Annotated in this window: 25 protein-coding genes and 1 pseudogene; 14 read left to right on the top strand and 12 right to left on the bottom strand. The window is 57.0% G+C overall.

Annotated elements, in window-relative coordinates; all coding sequences use genetic code 11:
* Positions 1–26: 26 nt before the first annotated feature.
* The 4 genes from hslV (at position 27) to rraA (ending at position 3,475) form a co-directional block, all read left to right on the top strand.
* Entirely contained in the window at positions 27–557 is a 531-nt protein-coding gene (gene hslV, locus IAE48_RS18765; protein WP_023479345.1) for an ATP-dependent protease subunit HslV, read from the top strand.
* Positions 558–566: 9 nt separating this feature from the next.
* Positions 567–1,901, top strand: a complete 1,335-nt coding sequence (hslU, locus tag IAE48_RS18760; RefSeq protein WP_023479328.1) for an HslU--HslV peptidase ATPase subunit — start codon at positions 567–569, stop codon at positions 1,899–1,901.
* A gap of 66 nt (positions 1,902–1,967) precedes the next feature.
* On the top strand, positions 1,968–2,897 hold the full coding sequence (gene menA, locus IAE48_RS18755) for a 1,4-dihydroxy-2-naphthoate polyprenyltransferase (protein WP_200135248.1): 930 nt from the start codon (positions 1,968–1,970) through the stop codon (positions 2,895–2,897).
* Positions 2,898–2,989: 92 nt separating this feature from the next.
* On the top strand, positions 2,990–3,475 hold the full coding sequence (rraA, locus tag IAE48_RS18750) for a ribonuclease E activity regulator RraA (protein ID WP_023479360.1): 486 nt from the start codon (positions 2,990–2,992) through the stop codon (positions 3,473–3,475).
* Between the two features lie 81 nt (positions 3,476–3,556).
* Here rraA and zapB read toward each other — a convergent pair whose 3' ends face one another.
* Complete coding sequence (gene zapB, locus IAE48_RS18745) at positions 3,557–3,802, bottom strand: septal ring assembly protein ZapB (protein ID WP_023479321.1); 246 nt, start codon at positions 3,800–3,802, stop codon at positions 3,557–3,559.
* Between the two features lie 493 nt (positions 3,803–4,295).
* Between zapB and IAE48_RS18740 the strand changes: the two genes are divergently transcribed.
* From IAE48_RS18740 to fpr, 4 genes are all read left to right on the top strand, one after another.
* Complete coding sequence (locus tag IAE48_RS18740; protein WP_023479322.1) at positions 4,296–5,147, top strand: MIP/aquaporin family protein; 852 nt, start codon at positions 4,296–4,298, stop codon at positions 5,145–5,147.
* 21 nt (positions 5,148–5,168) lie between these two features.
* Positions 5,169–6,677 (top strand): glycerol kinase GlpK, encoded by a 1,509-nt coding sequence (gene glpK, locus IAE48_RS18735; protein ID WP_200135247.1) that lies wholly within the window; start codon positions 5,169–5,171, stop codon positions 6,675–6,677.
* Between the two features lie 107 nt (positions 6,678–6,784).
* On the top strand, positions 6,785–7,795 hold the full coding sequence (gene glpX / locus IAE48_RS18730; protein ID WP_042717041.1) for a class II fructose-bisphosphatase: 1,011 nt from the start codon (positions 6,785–6,787) through the stop codon (positions 7,793–7,795).
* A gap of 96 nt (positions 7,796–7,891) precedes the next feature.
* A complete protein-coding gene (gene fpr / locus IAE48_RS18725; RefSeq protein ID WP_200135246.1) occupies positions 7,892–8,638 on the top strand; it encodes a ferredoxin--NADP(+) reductase in 747 nt (248 codons plus the stop codon).
* Here fpr and IAE48_RS18720 read toward each other — a convergent pair whose 3' ends face one another.
* Positions 8,639–9,058, bottom strand: coding sequence for a DUF805 domain-containing protein (locus tag IAE48_RS18720; protein ID WP_200135245.1), 420 nt, complete (start codon positions 9,056–9,058; stop codon positions 8,639–8,641).
* Between the two features lie 113 nt (positions 9,059–9,171).
* Between IAE48_RS18720 and IAE48_RS18715 the strand changes: the two genes are divergently transcribed.
* Complete coding sequence (locus IAE48_RS18715; protein WP_042717036.1) at positions 9,172–9,771, top strand: DUF1454 family protein; 600 nt, start codon at positions 9,172–9,174, stop codon at positions 9,769–9,771.
* 107 nt (positions 9,772–9,878) lie between these two features.
* Positions 9,879–10,646 (top strand): triose-phosphate isomerase, encoded by a 768-nt coding sequence (tpiA, locus tag IAE48_RS18710; protein ID WP_023479339.1) that lies wholly within the window; start codon positions 9,879–9,881, stop codon positions 10,644–10,646.
* Between the two features lie 39 nt (positions 10,647–10,685).
* Here the strand turns inward: tpiA and IAE48_RS18705 are convergent, their stop codons facing one another.
* The 6 genes from IAE48_RS18705 to cpxP all read right to left on the bottom strand — a co-directional run bounded on the left by IAE48_RS18705 (position 10,686) and on the right by cpxP (position 16,763).
* Positions 10,686–11,990 carry an SLC13 family permease gene (locus tag IAE48_RS18705; protein ID WP_200135244.1) on the bottom strand — a complete coding sequence of 435 codons (1,305 nt, stop codon included), beginning with the start codon at positions 11,988–11,990 and terminating at the stop codon, positions 10,686–10,688.
* Between the two features lie 73 nt (positions 11,991–12,063).
* Positions 12,064–12,822 carry a CDP-diacylglycerol diphosphatase gene (locus tag IAE48_RS18700; protein ID WP_200135243.1) on the bottom strand — a complete coding sequence of 253 codons (759 nt, stop codon included), beginning with the start codon at positions 12,820–12,822 and terminating at the stop codon, positions 12,064–12,066.
* Between the two features lie 112 nt (positions 12,823–12,934).
* Positions 12,935–13,924: a sulfate ABC transporter substrate-binding protein gene (locus IAE48_RS18695; RefSeq protein ID WP_094422583.1), complete on the bottom strand. Its 990-nt coding sequence runs from the start codon at positions 13,922–13,924 to the stop codon at positions 12,935–12,937.
* A gap of 146 nt (positions 13,925–14,070) precedes the next feature.
* Entirely contained in the window at positions 14,071–15,033 is a 963-nt protein-coding gene (gene pfkA / locus IAE48_RS18690; protein WP_023479317.1) for a 6-phosphofructokinase, read from the bottom strand.
* A gap of 201 nt (positions 15,034–15,234) precedes the next feature.
* Positions 15,235–16,119: a CDF family cation-efflux transporter FieF gene (fieF, locus tag IAE48_RS18685; protein ID WP_200135242.1), complete on the bottom strand. Its 885-nt coding sequence runs from the start codon at positions 16,117–16,119 to the stop codon at positions 15,235–15,237.
* A 149-nt stretch (positions 16,120–16,268) separates the two neighbouring features.
* Positions 16,269–16,763: a cell-envelope stress modulator CpxP gene (gene cpxP, locus IAE48_RS18680; protein ID WP_023479354.1), complete on the bottom strand. Its 495-nt coding sequence runs from the start codon at positions 16,761–16,763 to the stop codon at positions 16,269–16,271.
* 151 nt (positions 16,764–16,914) lie between these two features.
* Between cpxP and cpxR the strand changes: the two genes are divergently transcribed.
* Together cpxR and cpxA are read left to right on the top strand one after the other, a co-directional pair.
* A complete protein-coding gene (gene cpxR, locus IAE48_RS18675) occupies positions 16,915–17,613 on the top strand; it encodes an envelope stress response regulator transcription factor CpxR (protein ID WP_034812606.1) in 699 nt (232 codons plus the stop codon).
* Positions 17,610–18,983: an envelope stress sensor histidine kinase CpxA gene (gene cpxA / locus IAE48_RS18670; RefSeq protein ID WP_054804135.1), complete on the top strand. Its 1,374-nt coding sequence runs from the start codon at positions 17,610–17,612 to the stop codon at positions 18,981–18,983. The genes cpxR and cpxA overlap by 4 nt, the downstream gene beginning before the upstream one ends.
* Here cpxA and yiiM read toward each other — a convergent pair.
* Positions 18,948–19,689 (bottom strand): annotated as a pseudogene (yiiM, locus tag IAE48_RS18665) (6-hydroxyaminopurine reductase). The gene cpxA and the pseudogene yiiM sit on opposite strands and share 36 nt — an antisense overlap.
* Before the next feature lie 162 nt (positions 19,690–19,851).
* Here yiiM and IAE48_RS18660 point away from each other — a divergent pair.
* Positions 19,852–20,754 carry a dihydrodipicolinate synthase family protein gene (locus IAE48_RS18660; RefSeq protein WP_200135240.1) on the top strand — a complete coding sequence of 301 codons (903 nt, stop codon included), beginning with the start codon at positions 19,852–19,854 and terminating at the stop codon, positions 20,752–20,754.
* 78 nt (positions 20,755–20,832) lie between these two features.
* Here the strand turns inward: IAE48_RS18660 and sodA are convergent, their stop codons facing one another.
* Entirely contained in the window at positions 20,833–21,453 is a 621-nt protein-coding gene (sodA, locus tag IAE48_RS18655) for a superoxide dismutase [Mn] (RefSeq protein ID WP_042712334.1), read from the bottom strand.
* A 289-nt stretch (positions 21,454–21,742) separates the two neighbouring features.
* Between sodA and rhaT the strand changes: the two genes are divergently transcribed.
* Complete coding sequence (gene rhaT, locus IAE48_RS18650; protein WP_200135239.1) at positions 21,743–22,777, top strand: L-rhamnose/proton symporter RhaT; 1,035 nt, start codon at positions 21,743–21,745, stop codon at positions 22,775–22,777.
* Here rhaT and rhaR read toward each other — a convergent pair whose 3' ends face one another.
* Positions 22,778–23,626, bottom strand: a complete 849-nt coding sequence (gene rhaR / locus IAE48_RS18645) for an HTH-type transcriptional activator RhaR (protein WP_023479373.1) — start codon at positions 23,624–23,626, stop codon at positions 22,778–22,780.
* A 73-nt stretch (positions 23,627–23,699) separates the two neighbouring features.
* Positions 23,700–24,536, bottom strand: coding sequence for an HTH-type transcriptional activator RhaS (rhaS, locus tag IAE48_RS18640; protein WP_023479306.1), 837 nt, complete (start codon positions 24,534–24,536; stop codon positions 23,700–23,702).
* Between the last annotated feature and the right edge of the window lie 18 nt (positions 24,537–24,554).

Genomic DNA, 24,554 nt, shown 5'->3' with positions numbered 1-24,554 from the left:
TGCTTTTGTAACCAAGGGGTCTGCTCGTGACAACAATCGTAAGCGTACGCCGTAACGGCCATGTCGTTATCGCCGGTGATGGCCAGGCCACACTGGGCAACACCGTGATGAAGGGCAACGTTAAAAAAGTTCGCCGTCTCTATAACGACAAAGTCATTGCAGGCTTTGCGGGCGGCACAGCGGATGCCTTCACGCTGTTTGAGCTGTTTGAACGCAAACTGGAAATGCACCAGGGTCATCTGGTGAAAGCCGCCGTCGAGCTGGCAAAGGACTGGCGTACCGATCGTATGCTGCGCAAGCTGGAAGCGCTGTTAGCGGTCGCCGACGAAACCGCGTCGCTGATCATCACCGGTAACGGCGATGTGATTCAGCCGGAAAATGACCTGATTGCCATTGGCTCCGGCGGACCATACGCCCAGGCCGCTGCCCGCGCACTGCTGGAGAACACCGAGCTTGGCGCGCGCGACATTGCTGAGAAGGCGTTGGGGATCGCAGGCGATATCTGCATCTACACCAACCACTTCCATACCATCGAAGAATTACCCGCTCAAGCGTAAGGATCTCCCATGTCTGAAATGACCCCACGCGAAATCGTCAGCGAACTGAATAAACACATCATCGGCCAGGACGCGGCAAAGCGCTCTGTGGCGATTGCTCTGCGTAACCGCTGGCGCCGTATGCAGCTCGATGAAGAGTTGCGTCACGAAGTGACCCCAAAAAATATTCTGATGATCGGCCCGACCGGCGTCGGTAAAACCGAAATCGCCCGTCGTCTGGCAAAGCTCGCCAATGCGCCGTTTATTAAAGTGGAAGCGACCAAGTTCACCGAAGTGGGCTATGTCGGGAAAGAAGTGGATTCGATTATTCGCGATTTGACCGATGCCGCCGTGAAAATGGTGCGCAGCCAGTCAATTGACAGGAACCGCTACCGCGCCGAAGAGATGGCGGAAGAGCGCATCCTCGATGTGCTGATCCCGCCGGCGAAAAACAACTGGGGCCAGCCGGAACAGGCGGCAGAACCCTCTGCGGCGCGCCAATCCTTCCGTAAAAAACTGCGCGAAGGCCAGCTGGATGACAAAGAGATTGAGATCGATCTCGCCGCTGCGCCAATGGGCGTCGAAATCATGGCCCCTCCGGGCATGGAAGAGATGACCAACCAGTTGCAGTCGATGTTCCAGAACCTCGGCGGGCAGAAGCAGAAGCCGCGTAAGCTGAAAATAAAAGACGCGATGAAGCTGCTGATCGAAGAGGAAGCGGCGAAGCTGGTTAACCCGGAAGAGCTGAAAGAGGAAGCGATCGAAGCCGTTGAGCAGCACGGTATCGTCTTTATCGATGAGATCGACAAAATCTGTAAGCGCGGCGGTAACACCTCCGGCCCGGACGTCTCCCGCGAAGGCGTACAGCGCGATCTGCTGCCGCTGGTTGAGGGCTGCACCGTGTCGACCAAACATGGGATGGTGAAAACTGACCATATCCTGTTTATCGCGTCCGGCGCGTTCCAGGTTGCCAGCCCGTCAGATCTGATCCCGGAACTGCAGGGCCGTCTGCCGATCCGCGTTGAGCTGCAGGCGCTGACTGCGGAAGACTTTGAGCGCATCCTCACCGAGCCTAACGCCTCTGTGACCGTGCAGTACAAAGCGCTGATGGCCACCGAAGGGGTGAATATCGAATTTACCGACGACGGCATTAAGCGTATCGCGCAGGCCGCATGGCAGGTGAACGAAAGCACCGAAAACATCGGCGCGCGCCGTTTGCACACCGTGCTGGAGCGTTTGATGGAGGATATCTCCTATGACGCCAGCGATCTGGGCGGCGAAACCATTACCATTGATGCAGACTATGTGAGTAAACACCTTGATGCTTTAGTGGCGGATGAAGATCTGAGCCGTTTTATCTTATAATCGCGCTCATACTCTTTTCATCACACTCGATGGGGGCTTATGCCCCCATTTTTATTGGCCGGACTTATGAACGATACGCACTCTCTGAGCCTTACCCAGGCATGGCTGGAAAGCCTGCGACCGAAAACGTTGCCGCTGGCCTTTGCCGCTATCGTGGTGGGAACTGTGCTTGCCTGGTGGCAGGGCTACTTCGATCCGCTGGTCACGGCGCTGGCGCTGATCACCGCCGGTTTGCTGCAAATCCTCTCTAACCTCGCGAATGATTACGGCGATGCTATTAAAGGCAGCGATAAGCCGGATCGTATCGGCCCGCTGCGCGGGATGCAGAAAGGGGCGATCTCCCTTGGGCAGATGAAGCGCGCGCTGCTTATCGTCATTGTGCTGAGCTGCATTTCCGGGCTCGGGCTGGTGAGCGCAGCGACCCAGACGATGGCGGATTTTGTCGGCTTCCTCGCACTCGGTGGCCTGTCGATTATCGCCGCCATTACCTACACCGTCGGCAAGCGGCCGTATGGTTATCAGGGGCTGGGCGATATTTCGGTGCTCACCTTCTTCGGCTGGATAAGCGTGATGGGAAGCTGGTATTTGCAAGCGCATACGCTGATTCCGGCGATCTTCCTGCCCGCGACCGCCTGCGGTTTGCTGGCGACGGCAGTGCTGAATATCAATAATCTGCGCGATATCGATAGCGATCGCGAGAACGGCAAGCATACGCTGGTGGTGCGTTTAGGCCCGGTGAATGCCCGCCGTTATCATGCCGGTTTGCTGGCGGGCGCGCTGCTCTGCTTTGCGCTCTTCAACCTGATTTCGCTCCACAGCCTCTGGGGCTGGCTGTTTTTGCTCGCCGCGCCGCTGCTGTTTAAACAGGCGAGTTATGTGCTGCGCGAGCGCGATCCGCGCGCGATGCCGCCGATGCTCGAACGCACCGTGAAAGGCGCGCTGCTGACTAATCTTCTGTTTGTACTGGGGATTATTTTGAGCAAGACGCTCGCCTGAGTGCCAAAAAACAATTAAAAATTGATGCTTTTGCCAACAGCGCGCGATGCGCGATATACTTACGGCTCTCGCAGCAACTGAACGTAAATCCTATGAAATACGATACTTCTGAGCTTTGTGACATCTACCAGGAAGAGGTCAACGTCGTCGAACCGCTGTTCTCCAACTTTGGCGGTCGCTCCTCTTTCGGCGGGCAAATCATCACGGTGAAATGTTTCGAGGATAACGGGTTGCTTTACGATCTGCTCGAACAGAATGGCCGTGGTCGCGTGCTGGTCGTCGACGGCGGCGGTTCTGTACGCCGGGCGTTAGTCGACGCCGATCTCGCGCGTCTGGCGGCGCAAAACGAGTGGGAAGGGATGGTGGTCTACGGCGCGGTGCGCCAGGTGGACGATCTGGAAGAGCTGGATATCGGCATCCAGGCGATGGCCGCGATCCCGGTTGGCGCAGCGGGCGAAGGCATTGGCGAAAGCGATATCCGCGTCAACTTCGGCGGCGTGACCTTCTTCTCCGGCGACCATCTTTATGCCGATAACACCGGCATTATTCTCGCCGAAGATCCTCTCGATATCGAATAAACGAAAGGGCACCTGAGGGTGCCCTTTTTGTCGGTATCAGCGCACAGCCAGCGCCGCTACGGCACGAAAGATAAAGCGTAATTACACTTCTTCCATGCGGCCCAGCAGCGCCTGCAGACGCTCCTGCCAGCCGTGCTGCTGCTCGCGCAGCTGTTGGTTTTCGCGCTCCAGCTCTTCACGGCTCTGGTGTGCAGAGTGAACGTCCTGCGACAGGCTGTTGTTCTTCTCTTTCAGTTCTTCGATTTCCATCTGCAGCAGGGTGATGGTATCAATCGCCTGCTGTACTTTTGCTTCCAGTTTCTCAAACACTTCTAATGACATAGTCATACTTCTCCTGAGTGGCAAGGCGTTGATGGACTTACACCTCATTATTCGCCAGACAAATAGGTTACCCCTCTGCCCGCTAAATTATGTGTGTCTTTAAGCGTCCTCGTCCCGCAGAGCGGCGACGCCTTAATACAATGAGCGGATTTCGCTTGTTACCGATTGTATGAATCGCGCCAGCCCCTGTCCAGCGTGGAGCGGCGCTGTTTGCGCTTTGCAACACTTTTCGTCCTCATCCTGGTGCAATCCGCTTCGCTACCCCGTAATTGTTAATGCCCGGGTTACAAAAATGATTCAGCTCTCATTTCGTATTGGTGCAAAAACGCGCGACACCGCTCGTAAACGCTCATTTTATTGACGCAGTACACACATTTCGATTTCGATATTTCTCGTTTTTGCTCGTTAACGATAAATTAACACTATGTCTACACGACATCATGGGGGTGCTGTTTCCCTCATGCCTACAATAACCATTAAACTTCTGCAGGATCCGATTATGAGTCAGACACCAACCGTAAAAGGCCAGTGCATTGCCGAGTTTCTCGGTACCGGGTTGTTGATTTTCTTCGGCGTGGGATGTGTTGCAGCGTTAAAAGTGGCGGGTGCCACCTTTGGCCAGTGGGAGATCAGTATCATCTGGGGTTTGGGCGTGGCGATGGCCATCTACCTGACCGCAGGGGTTTCCGGCGCGCATCTTAATCCGGCTGTAACCATTGCACTTTGGCTCTTCGCGAGCTTTGACGGACGCAAAGTTGTTCCTTTTATTTTTTCTCAATTTGCCGGCGCGTTTTGCGCGGCTGCACTTGTTTACGGGCTTTACTACAATCTTTTCCTCGACTTCGAACAGACGCACAATATGGTACGCGGCAGCGTCGAAAGTCTTGATCTGGCTGGCATCTTTTCAACCTACCCCAACCCGCACATCAATTTTGTGCAGGCCTTCGCTGTTGAGATGGTCATTACCGCTATTCTGATGGGCGTGATTATGGCGCTGGGCGATGATGGCAACGGCGTGCCGCGCGGCCCAATGGCTCCGCTGCTGATCGGTCTGCTGATCGCGGTCATTGGTGCTTCAATGGGTCCGCTCACCGGCTTCGCCATGAACCCGGCGCGTGACCTGGGACCGAAGACCTTCGCCTGGCTCGCCGGCTGGGGTAACGTCGCCTTTACCGGCGGCAAAGATATTCCCTACTTCCTCGTGCCGCTGTTTGGGCCGATTGTAGGCGCGGCGCTTGGCGCGTTCAGCTATCGCAAACTGATCGCCCGCCATCTGCCGTCTGGAACCAGTGAGGCTGCGAAAGAGAAAGGCACCGCCTCCACCACGGCTCAACAAAAAGCTTCGCTGTAATGTGACTACGGGATCATAACTATGACTGACAAAAAATATATCGTTGCGCTCGACCAGGGCACTACCAGCTCCCGCGCCGTTGTGATGGACCACGATGCCAACATCATTAGCGTTTCACAGCGCGAATTTGAACAAATCTACCCGAAGCCAGGCTGGGTTGAGCATGACCCGATGGAAATTTGGGCGTCACAAAGCTCCACGCTGGTCGAAGTGCTGGCGAAAGCGGATATCAGCTCCGACGAGATTGCCGCTATCGGCATCACTAACCAGCGCGAAACCGCGATTGTCTGGGAGCGTGAAACCGGCAAACCGATTCATAACGCCATCGTCTGGCAGTGCCGCCGCACCTCTGAGATCTGCGAAAAGCTCAAACGCGACGGCATGGAAGATTATATCCGTAGCACCACCGGGCTGGTGATCGACCCCTACTTCTCCGGCACCAAAGTGAAGTGGATCCTCGACCACGTTGAAGGTTCGCGCGAGCGTGCTAAACGCGGCGAACTGCTGTTCGGCACCGTTGATACCTGGCTTATCTGGAAAATGACCCAGGGGCGCGTACACGTCACCGACTACACCAACGCCTCACGCACCATGTTGTTCAACATCCACACGCTGGAGTGGGACGACAAAATGCTGGAAGTGCTGGATATCCCGCGCGCAATGCTGCCGCAGGTGCGTAAATCCTCCGAAGTGTACGGCCAGACCAACATCGGCGGTAAAGGCGGCACGCGTATTCCTATCGCCGGTATTGCGGGCGACCAGCAGGCGGCGCTGTTTGGCCAGCTCTGCGTGAAAGAGGGGATGGCGAAAAACACCTACGGCACCGGCTGCTTTATGTTGATGAACACCGGCGAGCAGGCAGTGAAATCCGATCATGGCCTGCTGACCACCATCGCCTGCGGCCCGAAAGGCGAAGTGAACTATGCACTGGAAGGCGCGGTGTTTATGGCTGGCGCCTCCATTCAGTGGCTGCGCGATGAGATGAAGCTGATCAATGACGCGTTCGACTCCGAGTACTTCGCTACCAAAGTGAAGGACACCAACGGCGTCTATGTTGTTCCGGCCTTCACCGGCCTGGGCGCGCCGTACTGGGATCCGTATGCACGCGGCTCCATCTTCGGCCTGACCCGTGGTGTTAACGCGAACCACATCATTCGTGCGACGCTGGAGTCGATTGCCTTCCAGACCCGCGATGTGCTGGAAGCGATGCAGGCTGACTCCGGCATTCGCCTGCACGCGCTGCGTGTGGATGGCGGCGCGGTGGCGAATAACTTCCTGATGCAGTTCCAGTCGGACATTCTCGGCACGCGCGTTGAGCGTCCGGAAGTGCGCGAAGTGACCGCGCTGGGCGCCGCTTACCTGGCGGGTCTGGCGGTCGGTTTCTGGCAGAACCTGGATGAGTTGCAGGAGAAAGCAGTAATCGAGCGCGAATTCCGTCCGGGTATCGAAACGACCGAGCGTAACTTCCGCTACAGCGGCTGGAAAAAAGCCGTGAAACGCGCGATGGCGTGGGAAGAACACGAAGAGTAATCGCTCCACTTATGCCCTCTCCCTGCCGGGAGGGGGCATCTGCCTCACCCCCCTCCTCTTTTCACTGTGTTAAACTTCGCGCAATTTCTTTCAAAACTGAGTGTGTGATGAAACGAGAACTTGCCATCGAATTCTCCCGTGTTACCGAAGCTGCGGCGCTGGCTGGCTATAAGTGGCTGGGGCGCGGAGATAAAAACACGGCGGACGGCGCAGCGGTACACGCTATGCGCATTATGCTCAACCAGGTCAACATTGACGGCACGATTGTCATCGGCGAAGGGGAGATCGACGAAGCGCCGATGCTCTTTATCGGTGAGAAAGTGGGCACCGGCAAAGGCGATGCGGTCGATATTGCCGTCGATCCGATAGAAGGGACGCGTATGACGGCGATGGGCCAGGCCAACGCGCTGGCGGTGCTGGCGGTTGGTGACAAAGGCTGCTTCCTCAACGCACCAGATATGTATATGGAAAAGCTGATCGTCGGCCCCGGTGCCAGAGGCGCTATCGATCTCAACCTGCCCTTAGCCGATAACCTGCGCAATATCGCCGCCGCGCTCGGCAAACCGCTCAGCGAACTGACGGTCACCATTCTTGCCAAGCCGCGCCATGATGCGACTATCGCCGAGTTACAGGCCCTGGGCGTGCGCGTGTTTGCCATTCCTGACGGCGATGTCGCCGCCTCGATCCTCACCTGCATGCCCGACAGCGAAGTGGATGTGCTGTACGGGATTGGCGGCGCGCCGGAAGGCGTGGTGTCGGCGGCGGTGATCCGCGCGCTGGATGGCGATATGCAGGGCCGCCTGCTGGCGCGTCACCAGGTGAAAGGCGACAGCGAAGAGAACCGCCGTATCGGCGAGCAGGAGCTGAAACGCTGCCGCGGTATGGGCATTGAAGCGGGCAATGTGCTGCGCCTCGATGAGATGGCGCGCAGCGATAATGTCATCTTCTCCGCCACCGGCATCACCAAAGGCGATCTGCTGGATGGCATTACGCGCAAAGGCAATATGGCGACCACCGAGACGCTGCTGATCCGCGGTAAATCGCGCACCATTCGCCGGATTCAATCGATCCATTATCTGGATCGTAAAGACCCGGACGTACAACGGCATATACTGTAAGTCTATTTGTTCAATTGAGCTTTCCGGCCCGCATGGGCTGGAAATCTCAGGCGACAACCACCAGGATAAGGCAACGTTACAGAACAGGAGAGAACCATGGCGGATTGGGTAACAGGAAAAGTCACAAAGGTGGAATTCTGGACCGATGCACTCTTCAGCCTCACCGTACATGCCCCCGTTCAACCCTTCACTGCCGGACAGTTCGCCAAGCTTGGGCTGGAGATTGACGGCGAGCGCGTGCAGCGCGCTTACTCTTACGTCAACGCGCCGAGCAATCCCGATCTCGAGTTCTATCTCGTCACCGTTCCGGAAGGCAAACTGAGCCCGCGCCTGGCCGCCCTGCAACCGGGAGATGAGCTGTTAATTGTCAGCGAAGCCGCCGGCTTTTTCGTGCTGGAAGAGGTGCCGGAGTGCGAAACACTCTGGATGCTGGCAACCGGCACGGCCATCGGGCCTTACCTGTCGATGCTGCAAGAGGGGAAAGATCTAGAACGGTTCAAAAATATCGTCCTGCTGCACGCGGTGCGCTACGGCGCGGATTTAAGCTACCTGCCGCTGATGCTGGAGCTGCAAAAGCGCTATGAAGGGAAGCTGCGCATTCAGACGGTGGTCAGCCGCGAGACGCTCTCCGGCTCTCTAACCGGGCGCGTGCCGGCGCTGATTGAGAGTGGCGCCCTTGAAGAAGCCGTCGGTTTGCCACTGAACGCCGAGACCAGCCATGTGATGCTGTGCGGTAACCCACAGATGGTGCGCGACACCACACAGTTGCTGAAAGATACCCGGCAGATGGCCAAACATCTGCGCCGCCGTCCTGGGCATATCACCGCTGAGCACTACTGGTAATCAGCGGAACTTCACCTCGAGTGTCTCGCTGCCAAAACGGTTTTTGCCCTGGGTGCCGAGCATCGCGCCCAGGTCAATCATCATTACTACGATAATCGCCACCGGGATCAGGCGCCCCACCGCCCATGCCAGCGTGCCGTCGAGCATCGCCCAGTTACCTGACAACAGCATCCACGCCAGCACCATCAGCAGCGCCCAGCCGCCGTGACGACCGCGATCGTGCAGCCGTTTGACCATCACGCAGGCGGTCGGCCAAATCAGGCAGACGAGAATAAACGCCGCCGTCTGAAAATCGAGCATGCCGCCATTCGCCAGCACAAACAGCAGGGTCATGCTCACCACCCACAGCACCATCCAGATCCAGAAATCGCGGCGTCCAATGCGCCCCTTAAACGAAAACAACCACTGCTGTATGCCCATGTAAGGTTCCTTATTATCGTAATAGCGGCTAGTGTACCCTGGCGGCGGGAGTTTTTGACAAGGCCGCCCAATCTCGTTTTAATCGTCAGCACACTCTACAGAGGGCGATGTGAATGAAAGCACGGCGTTACCACTTTTGGCTGCTCTTTTCCGCGCTGGCGTTCTGCGCGCCGGGTTGGGCAGAAGAGGCGCCAGCCGCCGTCACCGCACCGTACTTACTGCCGGGCGCCCCCACCTTTGATGAATCGATCAGCCAGTTCCGGGAGAAGTTCAATACCGACAATCCCACCCTTGCGCTGAACGAGTTTCGCGCTGTTGATAGCCGCAGCGATCGTGCCAACCTGACGCGCGCGGCGACGCGTATCAATGATTATCTCTATGCCTCCACGGCGCTGGAGCGCGGCACATTAAAGATCAAATCGATGCAGATCACCTGGCTGCCGGTGCAGGGGCCGGAGCAGAAAGCGACGAAAGCGAAGGCGCAGGAGTATATGAGCGCTTTTATTCGCGCCTTCTCTCCGACCATGACCGCGGCGCAAAGCATGCAAAAAGTACAAAAACTGCTGACCAACGGCAAAAACAAGGCTTACTACGCTGAGACGGAAGGCGCGGTACGCTATGTGGTGGCAGACAACGGCGAAAAGGGGCTAACCTTCGCGGTTGAACCGATTAAGCTGACGCTATCTGAACCTCTGGAAGGGAACAATAAATGACAAAAAGCAAAGCCTTTCAGGGGAGGGATCTCTATACTGTTTCTCAGACCATGCTGCCCTGATGGGCGGCCATTTTCATTAATTCGCCAAGCGCGTGGAGAGTAAAAATGCGACATCCTTTAGTGATGGGTAACTGGAAGTTGAACGGCAGCCGCCACATGGTAAACGAACTGATTGCCAACCTGCGTACCGAACTGGCGGGCGTTTCAGGCTGCGGCGTGGCGATTGCGCCGCCGAACCTCTACCTGGATCTGGCAAAACACGCCGCTGACGGCAGCCACATCATCCTCGGCGCGCAGAACGTTGATACCAACCTCTCTGGCGCGTTCACCGGCGAAACCTCCGCTGAAATGCTGAAAGATATCGGCGCTAAATACATCATCATCGGCCACTCTGAGCGTCGTACTTACCACGCTGAATCCGATGAGCTGATCGCGAAAAAATTCGCCGTGCTGAAAGAGCAGGGTCTGGTTCCGGTGCTGTGCATCGGTGAAACCGAAGCGGAAAACGAAGCGGGTAAAACCGAAGAAGTGTGCGCTCGCCAGATCGACGCCGTACTGAAAACGCAGGGCGCGAGCGCGTTCGAAGGCGTGGTTATCGCGTACGAACCCGTTTGGGCGATCGGTACCGGCAAATCCGCTACCCCGGCGCAGGCTCAGGCCGTGCACAAATTTATCCGTGACCACATTGCTAAAGCCGACGCGAAAGTGGCTGAGCAAGTGATCATCCAGTACGGCGGTTCTGTTAACGCCAGCAACGCGGCAGAACTCTTTGCCCAGCCGGATATCGACGGCGCGCTGGTTGGCGGTGCTTCCCTGAAAGCCGACGCCTTCGCAGTGATCGTTAAAGCTGCTGAAGCCGCTAAACAGGCGTAATGCTGCTGTTACCCTCTCCCGCCCGGGAGAGGGTCTCTTCTACAATTTCCCCAGTACTTTAAACCACGCGTAATCAAGCGGCAGCAACAGCAGATAACTCACCAGCGCCAGCGCCAGACAGAGCAGCATCCCCGCGCGCGCAGGCACTTTACCGAGCGCCATCGCCACCACAATCGGCGAAGCCTGATAGGGCAACAGCGGCGTCGAATACCCCAGCACCTGAATCATAATCACCGACAGCAGCGGGAAACCGGTAGCGTCGGCAAAGCTTTGCGCCAGCGTGGTAAACAGCGCCGGGACGCCGTTGGCGGTCATAATAAAATTGAGCGCGGTGGTAATGCCGGTGAGCGCGAGAAAACTGGTGAACGGGCGTTCGGCATCGAGCGGCATCACATGCAGCAGCGCATCGCCCACCGCGCTACCGATACCGGTTTGCGTCACGGTGATCGCCAGCCCCAGAATCCCGGCGACATAGATGCAGGTGCGGATATTTACCCCGCTGGAGAACTCATCGCCGGAGATAAAGCCAACGCGCGGTAGCAGCGTAACGAAAGCGGCTGCCAGCCCGGTCCACGCCGGGCCAATGCCGTGCCAGCTCTCCGTTACCCATAGCGTCAGCACCACCGCCAGCAGCCACGCGAGACGCTTCTCATCCCCGCTCATGGGTGTAGAAGGCAGCGCTTCGCGCATCGCCTGCGGTTTACCGGGAAAGAGCCAGCAGATCAGGCCAATCAGGATCGCGCCTTTCAGGATCCCCAGCACCGGCGTGTGCAGCAGCAGATAAGGCAAATAGTTGAGATGGATACCGTAGGAGCCTTCCGCCGCGCCGCTCATCACCAGGTTGGGAACGTTGGCAGGCAGAATGGTTGCCGAAAGTTGGAAGGTGCCGAAGCCAACCGCCAGCGCCAGGCCATACCACGCGCGCGTACCCTCATTGATGCCAGCGCGTGCCGCCATCGCCGCGACAATCGGCATTAACAGCGCAATTCGCCCCATGTTAGAGGGCATAACAAACGCCAGCGCATAGCTGAGCAGCACCACGCTTGCCACCATCTGCGGCCAGGAGCCGGTCATCTTCGCCGACAGCGCCCGCGCCGCGCGATCCGCCAGCCCCGTTTTACGAATAGCCACGCCAAGCACAAAACCGCTAAACACTAGCCAGAAAGCGGACGAGGCAAAACCGCCAAAAATCACCTCCGGCGGGGCGATTCTCGCGATCATCGCGGCGGTGAAAAAGAGCAGCGCGGTGATGAACTCCGGCAACAGCGACGTCGCCCAGAGAATAATGGTGATACCGACAATGACAGAGGGAAGGAACAGAGGGTGTGAAAGCCAGAGCGACATGCCTGTCTCCTGTAGATTTTTCCAGCAAGTCTACGGGGACAGGCAGAGTGAGTAAATGCGAATTATGGTGGGGTTATTTGAGGATCTCGCACTGATGATCCTGAATCTCTTCCGCCGATGCGCGGTTTAACGCCAGCAGATTTCGCTCTGTCGCCAGCAGCACAAACGAGCCGTCCGACTGCTGCGCCAGCGCCAGTGCAAAGCGACCCATATGCGCTTTCGCGTCCGGTACCTCTTCCGCCAGCATCAGGAAGGGGCTACGCTGCGCCAGCTCTGCCGCCGTTACGCGCCGGGCTAAATACTCATGGCCAAGCAGCCCGCCGGGGAACGCCAGCCACTGGCTACTGATGCGCCCGGCATTCTCATCAAGCTTTTCGCGCACGTCGGTACGCAGGCAGGAGATATGAATATGGAAATGGTTCTGCGTGCGACCAGAGCGAGAGTTAATCGCCAGCGAGACTGCTTCATCCGGGATCGGGCTGCCGCGGCGGGTGCTCATCACATCCCGTGATTGCCAGGACTGCCAGAAGAAGTTCGGCGTCGCAGGCTTAAGCAGTACCGGGCTTTCGGTGCCGTTAATCAGATAGGTGGGCATTAACAAATACTGCAACGGGCCGTTGCGGTCCTTCATTAACACATAGCCGTTTTTGAAATTAACCTGCTCGCAGGGTGCGGGGTTGTTGTGATTACGCATATTGGGCAGGCACTGCTGAAAGACGATTTGGCGCAACGCGTCCGGGTTGCTGGTGAACTTCATCCAAATCCATACACCTGCGGCTGCAACGACAACCAGGACCAGCAGGGCAATAATAAGACGTTTAACAGTTTTCATTTTCCGCTTCCTTTGCTGAAAGAAACGGCATGATAGCGCAAAAATTAAACGAAGTGACACCTTGAATTTGCCGGATAGCACTGATGCCATCCGGCTGGTTTAACAGTGAAAATTAGCGTTTGCTGATCTGATCGAAGGTGCCGCCGTTAGCGAAGTGCTCTTTCTGCGCCTTGCTCCAGCCGCCGAACACATCATCAATGGTGAACAATTTCAGTTTCGGGAATTCGCTGGCGTATTTCGCCGCAACCTGCGCATCACGCGGGCGGTAGAAGTTCTTCGCGGCAATCTCCTGACCTTCTGGCGAGTAGAGATATTTCAGATAGGCTTCGGCCACTTTCTGTGTGCCCTTTTTATCCGCGACTTTATCGACCACTGATACGGTCGGCTCGGCGAGGATAGATTCGCTCGGGGTGACGATCTCAAACTTATCTTTGCCCAGCTCTTTGGTCGCCAGCAGCGCTTCGTTTTCCCACGCAATCAGCACATCGCCAATCCCGCGTTCTACAAAGGTGTTGGTCGCGCCACGCGCGCCGGAATCGAGCACTTCGACATTTTTGTACAGCGCTTTAACAAACTCCTGCGCTTTAGCCTGATCGCCGCCGTTCTGGTGCAGAGCGTAGCCCCAGGCCGCCAGGTAGTTCCAGCGTGCGCCGCCGGAGCTTTTCGGGTTCGGCGTGATAATGGAGACGCCCGGTTTTACAAGATCGTTCCAGTCGTGGATCTGTTTCGGGTTGCCTTTGCGTACCAGGAAGACAATGGTCGAGGTGTACGGTGCAGAGTTGTCGGGCAGGCGTTTGATCCAGTTTTTGTCGATACGACCGCGTTCGGCAATCGCGTCGACGTCATAGGCCAGCGCCAGCGTCACCACATCGGCGTCAATACCGTTGATAACCGAAGTCGCCTGTTTGCCGGAGCCGCCGTGCGACTGGCGGATCACCACATTGTCGCCGGTCTCCTGTTTCCAGTGCGCGCTGAACGCTTTGTTGTACTGCTCGTACAGTTCACGCGTCGGATCGTAAGACACGTTCAACAGTTGGATATCTTTTGCCAGTACGCTGCTGGAAGCCAGCAGCAGCGTTAAGCCCACGCCCCATTTATTCATTGCCCGCTCTCTTCGGTTGTCAATTTTGATGACACCAGCCTGCCAGAAAGGGATCCGATGATTAAAGAATAAAAAAAGATTGGCTATAACTTTGAGGAATATCTTGCGGTAAAAAAACGCCCTCAGCAGAGAGGGCGTAGTGCGGATTAGTAGAGCTTTTTAGCGCAGTCCAGCCAGTCACCTTTGAACGGACGCTTCATATTTTCAATCGCGTCGATGATGTCGTGATGCACCATTTTTTCGTTCTGGATGCCGACGCAGCGGCCGCCGTAGCCCTGCAGCAGCAGATCGATAGCGTAGGACCCCATGCGGGAGGCGAGAATGCGGTCGTAAGGCACCGGCGAACCGCCACGCTGGATGTGACCCAGCACGGTCGCGCGAGTTTCGCGCTGCGTTTCGCTCTCAATGTACTTCGCCAGCTCGTCGATATCGCAGATGTGCTCGGTGATCGCCACAATCGCGTGTTTTTTACCTTTGGCGATACCGGCTTTGATCTCGGCTACCAGGTCTTCGCGGTTGAACTCCACTTCCGGCAGAACGATAAACTCACACCCGCCGGCAATGGCTGCGGCCAGGGTCAGATCGCCGCAGTAACGGCCCATCACTTCAACGATGGAGATACGCTGGTGTGAAGAGGAGGTGTCGCGCAGGCGGTCAATCGCTTCAACCACGGTTTGCAGCGCAGTGAAGTAGCCGATGGTGTAGTCGGTACCGGCAACGTCGTTATCGATGGTGCCCGGCAGACCGATGCACGGGAAGCCCATTTCGGTCAGGCGCTTTGCACCCATGTAGGAGCCGTCGCCGCCGATAACGACCAGCGCGTCAATGCCGCGCTTTTTCATGTTTTCGATAGCCACGGCACGGATATGCTCTTCGCGGAACTCCGGGAAGCGGGCAGAGCCGAGGAAGGTACCGCCGCGGTTGATCATGTCAGACACGCTGTAGCGGTCGAGCTGGATCATCCGGTCTTCATACAGGCCCAGGTAGCCGTCGTAGATACCTGCAACTTCCAGACCTTCTGTTAATGCTGCACGGACAACGCCGCGGATGGCGGCATTCATGCCTGGCGCATCACCGCCGCTTGTCAACACACCGATTTTTTTAATCATGACTACCTCTGAACTTAGGAATGCAAAATAAAATTCTGTGGCCCGAAGCAACTCCCACGGGGAGCGAACAACAATGCTGCAAATAGTATCTCAATCCACTACTGCTGAATTGATTCAGGTCAGGCGAAATGGGGGTATTTTATACACAACCGCACTGCCTGACCCACACGTAAAAAACGCGTTACGAAAGCCTCTGCGGGCTTATCGTCCTTGAGGAACAACTGAGCACGGATCCTGATGAATAATCACATCGGAACCGGGGAAACGGCGCAAAATCGCCTGCTCTACCTGTTCAGCGACAAGGTGCGCCTCAACCAGCGGCAGGTGATCGTCCATTTCCAGATGTATTTGAATAAAGCGGGTCGGCCCTGACTGCCGCGTGCGAAGATCGTGAGCACCTCTGACGCCCGGCCAGGAAGTGACAATATCAACAATTTCCTGACGCTCTCCATCGGGTAGTGCGCGATCCAACAGCGCCTGTACCGCCTCATACCCCATACGCAACGCACTGTACAAGATATAGCCGCCGATACCCAGCGCAAACAGCGCATCCGCCCGGTGCCAGCCATACCACGCCAGCCAAAGCGCGATGAGAATAGCGCCGTTCATCATAACATCAGACTGATAATGAAGCATATCCGCGCGCACCGCCTGGCTGTGTGTTTTGCGCACAACCCAGCGCTGAAAGGTGACCAGAATCACGGTGCTGATCAGCGCCACCAGCGTGACGGCAACGCCAATTCCCGCGCCCTGCAAGGGCTCCGGCTGCGCAAGATGCTGAATGCCGGTTAAGAAAAGGAACAGCGCGGAGCCGGAGATAAACATACTCTGCGCCAGCGCGGCTAGCGACTCCGCTTTGCCGTGCCCGAACGTATGCTCCTCATCTGCCGGTTGTAGCGAATAGCGCACCACCAGCAGGTTGGTGAGCGACGCGGCGATATCCACCAGCGAATCGACCAGCGCCGCCAGAATACTGACCGAACCGGTATGCCACCAGGCGAAAATTTTAATCACCAGCAGCAGCGACGCCATGATGGTTGCCGCCATTGCCGCCCGTGTGACCAGCCGTCCATAAGATGCTTTCATACACGCTCCTGCTTGTCGTTGGCGGAATTATAACGGATAGCAAAAGGAGCAATGGAGAAAATAGGGGCAGGAATTGCGGGCAAAAAAAACCCCCACATCATGTGGGGGAAGACAGGGATGGTGTCTATGGCAAGGAAAAACAGGGGTTGTTACCTGGTACTGCTACTACTCATTACCGTCAACGGGGAGCTTTTTTGCATCTGCGCAACGTTACGCAGCTTTGCCATCCGTTGTTGGTGCTTCTGGTTTAAAACCGCTTGCTGCTCCGGCGTAAGCAGGTGGTACATCTGGTTGCGGACTTTCGCCATCTCAACCTGGCGAGCGACCTGCTCTTGCGCCATTTTTTCTGCCTGAGCGCGTACAGCGGTTTCATCAAATTTATCTGCGGTGACAAGGCTGTGCATTGTCTCCATTTCGCTAACATTAACAGGTGGCTGGTCGTGCCGCGCCTGTGTCATCAGATCCCGCATCTGCTGGCGCTGATGTTCGGTCAGATTAATACCGTCGAACATATGGCTCTGAACACTGCGCTGTGCAATCCCCTCAGTGGGGTGCCAGTTATCGCCTGTTACGGCTTCAGCAGCCTGGCTAACAGCGCTTAATGTCAGCGTTGAGGCCATGACGGCAGCGGTAACGATGCGCATCATTTACTCCAGTAACCTATTTGTCTCACGAGTGAACGAAAATCAGTCTACGATTCAGGCTGCAAACATGCGTCAGGGGGTGTAAAACAACGTAAAGTCATGGATTAGCGACGCTTGATGACGTAATTTCTGCCTCGGAGGTATTTAAACAATGAATAAAATCCTTTTAGTAGATGATGACCGAGAGCTGACTTCCTTGTTAAAGGAACTTCTCGACATGGAAGGTTTTAACGTGCTCGTTGCCCATGACGGTGAACAAGCGCTCGACCTCCTTGATGACAGCATCGATTTGCTTTTGCTCGACGTGATGATGCCGAAGAAAAACGGCATTGATACCCTTAAAGAGCTTCGCCAGACACACCAGACACCGGTAATCATGCTTACAGCCCGCGGCAGCGAGCTGGATCGCGTTCTCGGCCTTGAGCTGGGCGCGGATGACTATCTTCCGAAACCCTTTAACGATCGTGAACTCGTGGCGCGTATTCGCGCGATTTTGCGCCGCTCCCACTGGAGCGAACAGCAGCAGAACAGCGACAGCGGTTCGCCGACGCTGGAAGTGGACGCGCTCAGCCTCAATCCTGGCCGCCAGGAAGCGAGCTTTGACGGTCAGTCGCTGGAGCTTACCGGCACCGAATTTACCCTGCTCTACCTGCTGGCTCAGCATTTAGGCCAGGTGGTGTCGCGTGAACATCTGAGCCAGGAAGTGCTGGGTAAACGCCTGACACCGTTCGATCGCGCCATCGACATGCATATCTCCAACCTGCGCCGCAAACTGCCGGAGCGTAAAGATGGGCATCCGTGGTTTAAAACCCTGCGCGGCCGCGGTTATCTGATGGTCTCCGCTTCATGATAGGAAGTTTGACCGCCCGCATCTTCGCCATCTTCTGGTTAACCCTGGCGCTGGTGTTGATGCTGGTATTGATGGTGCCAAAGCTGGACTCCCGCCAGATGACGGAGCTGCTCGACAGCGAGCAGCGCCAGGGTCTGATGATTGAACAGCATGTGGAAGCGGAGCTGGCTAACGACCCGCCGAACGATCTGATGTGGTGGCGCAGGCTGTTTCGCGCCATCGACAAATGGGCGCCGCCCGGTCAACGTCTGCTGCTGGTCACCAGCGAAGGGCGCGTGATCGGCGCGGAGCGCAGCGAAATGCAGATCATCCGCAACTTTATCGGCCAGGCCGATAACTCCGATCATCCGCAGAAGAAAAAGTATGGCCGCGTCGAAATGGTGGGCCCCTTCTCGATTCGCGACGGGGAAGACAACTACCAGCTCTACCTGATTCGCCCTGCCAGCAATTCGCAATCTGACTTTATCAACCTGCTGTTCGACCGCCCGCTACTGCTGCTGATCGTTACCATGCTGATCAGTTCACCGCTGCTGCTGTGGCTGGCGTGGAGCCTGGCAAAACCGGCGCGTAAGTTGAAAAACGCGGCGGATGAGGTGGCGCAAGGCAACCTGCGCCAGCATCCGGAGCTGGAAGCCGGGCCGCAGGAGTTTCTCGCCGCCGGGGCCAGTTTTAACCAGATGGTGAGCGCCCTGGAGCGCATGATGACCGCGCAGCAGCGTCTGCTGTCGGACATCTCTCACGAGCTGCGCACGCCGCTGACGCGCCTGCAACTTGGCACTGCGCTGTTGCGCCGTCGTAGCGGAGAGAGCAAAGAGCTGGAGCGCATTGAAACCGAGGCGCAGCGGCTGGACAGCATGATCAACGATCTGCTGGTGATGTCGCGCAACCAGCAGAAAAACGCGCTGGTCAGCGAAACGGTCAAAGCGAATCAGCTATGGCATGAGGTGCTGGATAACGCCGCGTTCGAAGCCGAGCAGATGGGCAAATCCCTGACGGTCACCTTCCCGCCCGGGCCGTGGCCGCTGTATGGCAACCCCAACGCGCTGGAGAGTGCGCTGGAGAATATTGTCCGCAACGCGCTGCGCTACTCCCACACCAAAATCGAAGTGAGCTTTGCGGTGGATAAAGAGGGCATCACCATCAACGTTGATGACGACGGCCCTGGCGTCAGCGCAGAAGATCGCGAGCAGATTTTCCGTCCCTTCTACCGCACCGACGAAGCGCGCGACCGCGAATCGGGCGGCACTGGCCTTGGGCTGGCGATTGTCGAAACGGCAATTCAGCAGCATCGAGGCTGGGTGAAAGCGGACGACAGCCCGTTAGGTGGTTTACGCTTAACCCTCTGGCTGCCGCTCTATAAACGCGCATGATAACGCGCCCTCTCCTGCCGGAGGGGGCGTTTTTTTATCCGCGCAGCCGCCGGGCGTTATCCTCAACCTTGCCGCTCAGGCGCCGCTTCTGCATCGTGCGCGTCCAGCTTGCCGATAACCCTGCCGCCGCCAGCAGGCGCTGATACTGCTCATCATCAAACGGTTGATACCAGGCGATCGCTGCGGCCTCATGAACGCTGACATCGCTTACCCTTGATACCCGCTCTAAAGGCGCGTCAGCGGCGACTGAGCCTGCGGCAATCACCCGATAGAGCCAGCCCACGCGACCGCTCGCCTGCATCTGCGTGGCCATATCCTCAATGCCGAAGTGGTAGTTGAGCTTAAAGCAGGGCGAGCGCGGCTGCGTCACCTGAATCAACGTCTCGCCCCAGCGAAAGATATCGCCGATAAAGACATTCTGTTCCGTCAACCCGACGGTAGAGAGGTTTTCGCCGAAGGCGGGCGCGCAGAAAAGCGCGGCCTGTTGCGGGAAGGCTTGCGCCCAGTGCGTGTAGTGTTCACGCGGATAGTGGCACAGCGCGCGATCGGCCCCGCCGTGGTAGCTTTTCTCTGCCTGCTCATCGCCGGCAAGGCCCAGTTCGGTCAGGGTCAACTCCCCCTGCACCTGCAATTTGGCGATGGCGCTCGGTCGGCTGCCCGCATAATCCCTTATCTTGCCCCTGAAAACGTTAACCTGATGGCGCATCTTCCCTCCCGGAATTCCGTTGTTGGTCGCGTTATTAGAGCACACTTTTTTCTCACCCGAAGCGGCGAAAATGAGACATTCATGCGCGTGTCTGACGCCCTGCCGTGTTATCACTTACCTTGAGTTTTGAAACGCAATTTCATTAAACGAGGAGAGAGCGACGTGGCCACTACAGTTCCATTTTCCGGCGTCTGGTGCCCTTCCATCACGCCGATGGATCGTGAAGGGAATATCGATCTGGCAGGCTTAGCGCAACACATTGCCCGCCTGAACGCGGCAAAAGTCGATGTCGTGCTGCTGATGGGCAGCATCGGGGAGTTTGCCTCGTTCTCGCTGGAGGAGCGCTTAATGCTTATCCGCGAAGCGCGGGAGATGTCGCCGGGCACGCTGGTAGCAAACGTCTCCTCCCCCTGCTTTTCCGATGTGGTGCGCATGGCGCAGGAGGCGAGGCGCATCGGGTATGATGCAGTAATGGTGCTGCCACCCTATTACTACGGGCAGACCAGCGGGCAGTTATTGCACTACTTCCGCGCCATCGGCCAGGCGGTTGAGGGTAAGTGGTTCGCCTACAACTTCCCGGCGCGCACCGGCTGCGATTTAACGCCGGAGCTGGTCGCCACCCTGGCCGCCGAGTTTCCTGATTTCGCTGGCATCAAAGATACGGTCGATTGCCAGTCCCACACGCGGAACATGATCCTCGCCACCCAGGCGGTACGTAGCGATTTCGCCGTGTTGAGCGGCTACGACGAGTACTACATCCCGAACTTGCTGGCAGGCGGCGCAGGGGTGATCTCCGGGTTGAATAACGTCATGCCAGAGCTATTTGTGCAGGCGAGAGACGCCTGGCGCACCGGCGATCTCGATGGGTTGAGCAAAGCGCAGCAGGAGATCGGCAAGTTTATGGCGATCTACGCCATCGGGGATGATTTCGTTACCACCATCAAAACCGTGGTATCACGTAAATTTGGCTACTCGACGCCTGTCTCGCGCAACGTCGGCGGCACGCTCAGCGACGCCCAGTGCGCCATCGTCGACCAGCTGTTTAGTATCACCTCGCGAAGGTAAACCGCAGGCAATAAAAAACCCCCGACGGCGAAGCCGGACGGGGGTTGACCTCACGCAAGCGTGGGGAAGTGTGCGAACTTATTTTTTAGCGGCGAAACGTGCTGCTGCTTCGTCCCAGTTCACCACGTTCCAGAACTCTTTGATGTAGTCCGGGCGGCGGTTCTGGAATTTCAGGTAGTAAGCGTGTTCCCACACATCCAGGCCGATGATCGGGAAGCCGGATGCGCCAGAGATCGCTTCACCCATCAGCGGGGAGTCCTGGTTTGCGGTAGAGACCACAGCCAGTTTGTCGCCTTTCAGCACCAGCCATGCCCAGCCGGAACCGAAGCGGGTTGCAGCAGCTTTTTCAAATTCAGCTTTGAAGTTGTCCACGGAACCGAAATCGCGCTCGATAGCCGCTTTCAGATCGCCCTGCAGGGTAGTGCCGACTTTCAGGCCTTTCCAGAACAGGCTGTGGTTAGCGTGGCCGCCCGCGTTGTTACGCAGTACGGTTTTCTTGTCGGCCGGCAGCTGGTCCAGCTTGGTGATCAGCTCTTCAACCGGCAGGCTTGCGAACTCCGGCAGGTTTTCCAGCGCGGCGTTAGCGTTGTTTACGTAGGTCTGGTGATGTTTAGTGTGATGGATTTCCATCGTCTGCTTGTCGAAATGAGGCTCAAGGGCATCATACGCATACGGCAGAGCGGGCAGTGTATAGCTCATTTTCATCTCCATTTTTAGTCTGGCGGCTTAATTGTTAACGCCGCGTAAGCAGTTGGATCATTATAGTTAATTACGTGATATTGAAAATGTTTATCAATGCCGTAGTTTCTATAAGGTTATCTATTTTAGTTATGTTCTTGAAATTGTGAAGCTGCTCATTCCCATCATGCCCTGATTGCCAGCGCCAGGCGCAGCGCGGCAATCGTCTCAAGGTTAAATCGTTTACTGATTTTTACACTCTGCGAGTCGGCGACCTCTGTCCCGGCCATAAAAACAAAAGGAGTGCACAATGAGTAACGCGATTACGATGGGTATTTTGTGGCATTTGATAGGCGCGGCCAGTGCTGCCTGTTTCTATGCCCCGTTCAAAAAGGTCAAACAGTGGTCATGGGAGACGATGTGGTCGATAGGCGGCCTCGTCTCCTGGATTATCCTTCCCTGGAGCATCAGCGCGCTGTTACTGCCCGATTTCTGGGCCTATTTCAGCTCGTTTAATGCCTCCACCCTGCTGCCGGTGTTTCTCTTCGGCGCAATGTGGGGCGTCGGCAATATCAATTACGGTTTAACGATGCGCTATCTCGGCATGTCGATGGGCATCGGTATCGCCATCGGCATTACGCTGATTGTCGGCACCCTGATGACGCCGGTGCTCAACGGCACTTTCGGCGTGCTGATCCATACCGAAGGGGGCCGGATGACGCTGCTTGGCGTGCTGGTTGCCCTGATTGGCGTCGGCATTGTGACGCGCGCCGGGCAGTTGAAAGAGCGCAAAATGGGCATCAAAGCTGAAGAGTTCAACCTGAAAAAAGGGCTGGCACTGGCGGTGATGTGCGGCATCTTCTCAGCCGGGATGTCCTTTGCGATGAACGCCGCCAAACCGATGCACGACGCCGCCGCGGCGCTGGGCATCGATCCGCTCTATACCGCGCTGCCAAGCTATGTGGTGATCATGGGCGGCGGCGCGCTGGTCAACCTTGGCTTCTGCATTATCCGGCTGGCAAAAGTGAAGAGCTTATCGGTCAAAGCGGACTTCTCGCTGGCAACGCCGTTGATTATCAGCAATATCCTGCTCTCCGCGCTTGGCGGGCTGATGTGGTATCTGCAATTCTTCTTCTATGCCTGGGGCCACGCCCGTATTCCGGCGCAGTATGACTACATCAGCTGGATGCTGCACATGAGTTTCTACGTGCTGTGCGGCGGCATTGTCGGGCTGGTGCTGAAGGAGTGGAAAAATGCCGGACGCCAGCCGGTCAGCGTGCTGAGCCTCGGCTGCGTGGTGATCATTATCGCGGCCAATATTGTCGGCCTCGGTATGGCGAGCTAATCAGGCAGCGGCGCGACTGCGATGACGCCACTGTCCTGGCGTCATCCCCACTTCGCGGCTAAAGACCACCGAAAAGTAGTTACTGTCCTCAAACCCGCACTGCATGGCGATGTCACCAATCATCTGCTCCGAGTGCTGGAGCAGATATTGCGCGTGGCAGATGCGTAGCTGGCGCAGATAGTGGTTGATGGTCATGCCGGTCTGGGAGCGAAACTGCTGACGCAGGGCGCGCTCGCTGCACTGCTCCTGCTCGCAAAACTGCTCAAGCACAAAGCTGCGATTCAGGCTGCCGGAAAGGGCGGTAATCAGCTTATCCAGCAGCGCTTCGCTGTGGGTGGCGGCAAGGTTATCGGCGGCGAAACGGTGGCGTTTTAAGGTCATCACCAGCTGGGCAAAGAGCGTTTCCGCCATTCCATTCGCCAGCGGATCGCTCTTATTGCTCTCATGCTCCAGCTGGGCAATTACCTGGCGGGCCTGCGTCATACCGCTGCTGCCGATACGCCAGTGCGGGCTCCACGCCCCGCCGCTAAAGCCTGGGATCAGTCCCGCCCAGTCGAGATTGAGGGTCAGCCGCTCCGGGCAGTAGATGATGTTCTGCAACACCAGATCGTTAACCGAGGCGTAAGAGTGGCAATCCTCGGCGCGGATATAGAAGAGATCGCCGCGCGTAATGCGGTACGGGCGGTTGTTGAGTACATGCAGGCCATTGCCGCGCCACACCATCACCAGCTCATTAAACTCGTGGGTGTGTTCGGCAAACACATGTTGCGGGTAGCGATCCGCCACCGCCACCGCCTGACCGGCGCGCGGAAAAAAGTCGTCCCGACGAAGAATAAGCTGGCCTGTCACATCATCACCTCTGCGTGCACTAACCTGACATTATTAGCCAAAGCGCAGCCAAAAATCGGTGATTCTCTTCTCGTTACTGAAGCAGCGTATCGCGCCCCTGGCGGATCTCGCGCGGTGACCAGCTAAACTCGCGGCGAAACAGGGTCGAAAAGTGGTTACTGTCGCCAAACCCGCAGCGAAAAGCGATATCCGTTACGCTCTCATCGCTGTGACGCAGCATATGACGAGCTTTGATCAGCCGCAGGCGGTTCAGATAGCGCTGCGGCGTCATGCCGGTGGTCTGTTTAAGCTGGCGATGCAGCGTGCGCAACGAGAGCGTGAAGCGCTCGGCAAGCGACGCCCAGCAGATATCCTCCGCGAAGTGATCCTCCAGCCACAGCAGCAACTGGTTAAGCCGCGCGTCGCTGTTGCCCATCTCCGCCTGCTGGCTGCTACGGCGCAGCAGCACCAGCAACTGCATAAAGAGCATTTCGCGGTTAGCAATATCGTGAGTTTCCAGTTCCGCGCCCTGCGCCTCCATCTGGCTGATAATGCCGCGCACCTGCCCCAGCGTCTGCTGGCTCACCCGCCAGTGCGACGGGTAGTGGCCCTCCTGCTCCTGCGGTAACAGCTGGTTTAACCCGGCAAGGAACTGGAAAGCATCCGGCGAGCGGTAGAGCACGTTGGTCAGGCAGAGATTATCGGTGTGCTCATAGAGATGGCGGTCGTGATCGCGCACAAAGCAGACCGTCCCGCCGCTGATGGTGTAAGGCTGACCGTTAAAGACATGAATGCCGGAGCCATGCTCAACAATCACAATTTCATGAAAATCATGATGATGCTCAGGGAAAGCCGCCTGCGGCAGCCGCGGCTCAATGGCAACCGGTGATTTACCTGGCGGAAAGAAATCGACGCTATGCAGTATGGTCATGATCGCCCCAGCAAATGA

It is taken from the genome of Kosakonia sp. S57 (assembly GCF_016516575.1).
Classification (GTDB): domain Bacteria; phylum Pseudomonadota; class Gammaproteobacteria; order Enterobacterales; family Enterobacteriaceae; genus Kosakonia; species Kosakonia cowanii.
Note: the sequence above shows the minus strand (reverse complement) of the source record. Positions and strands in the feature narration are given on the sequence as shown.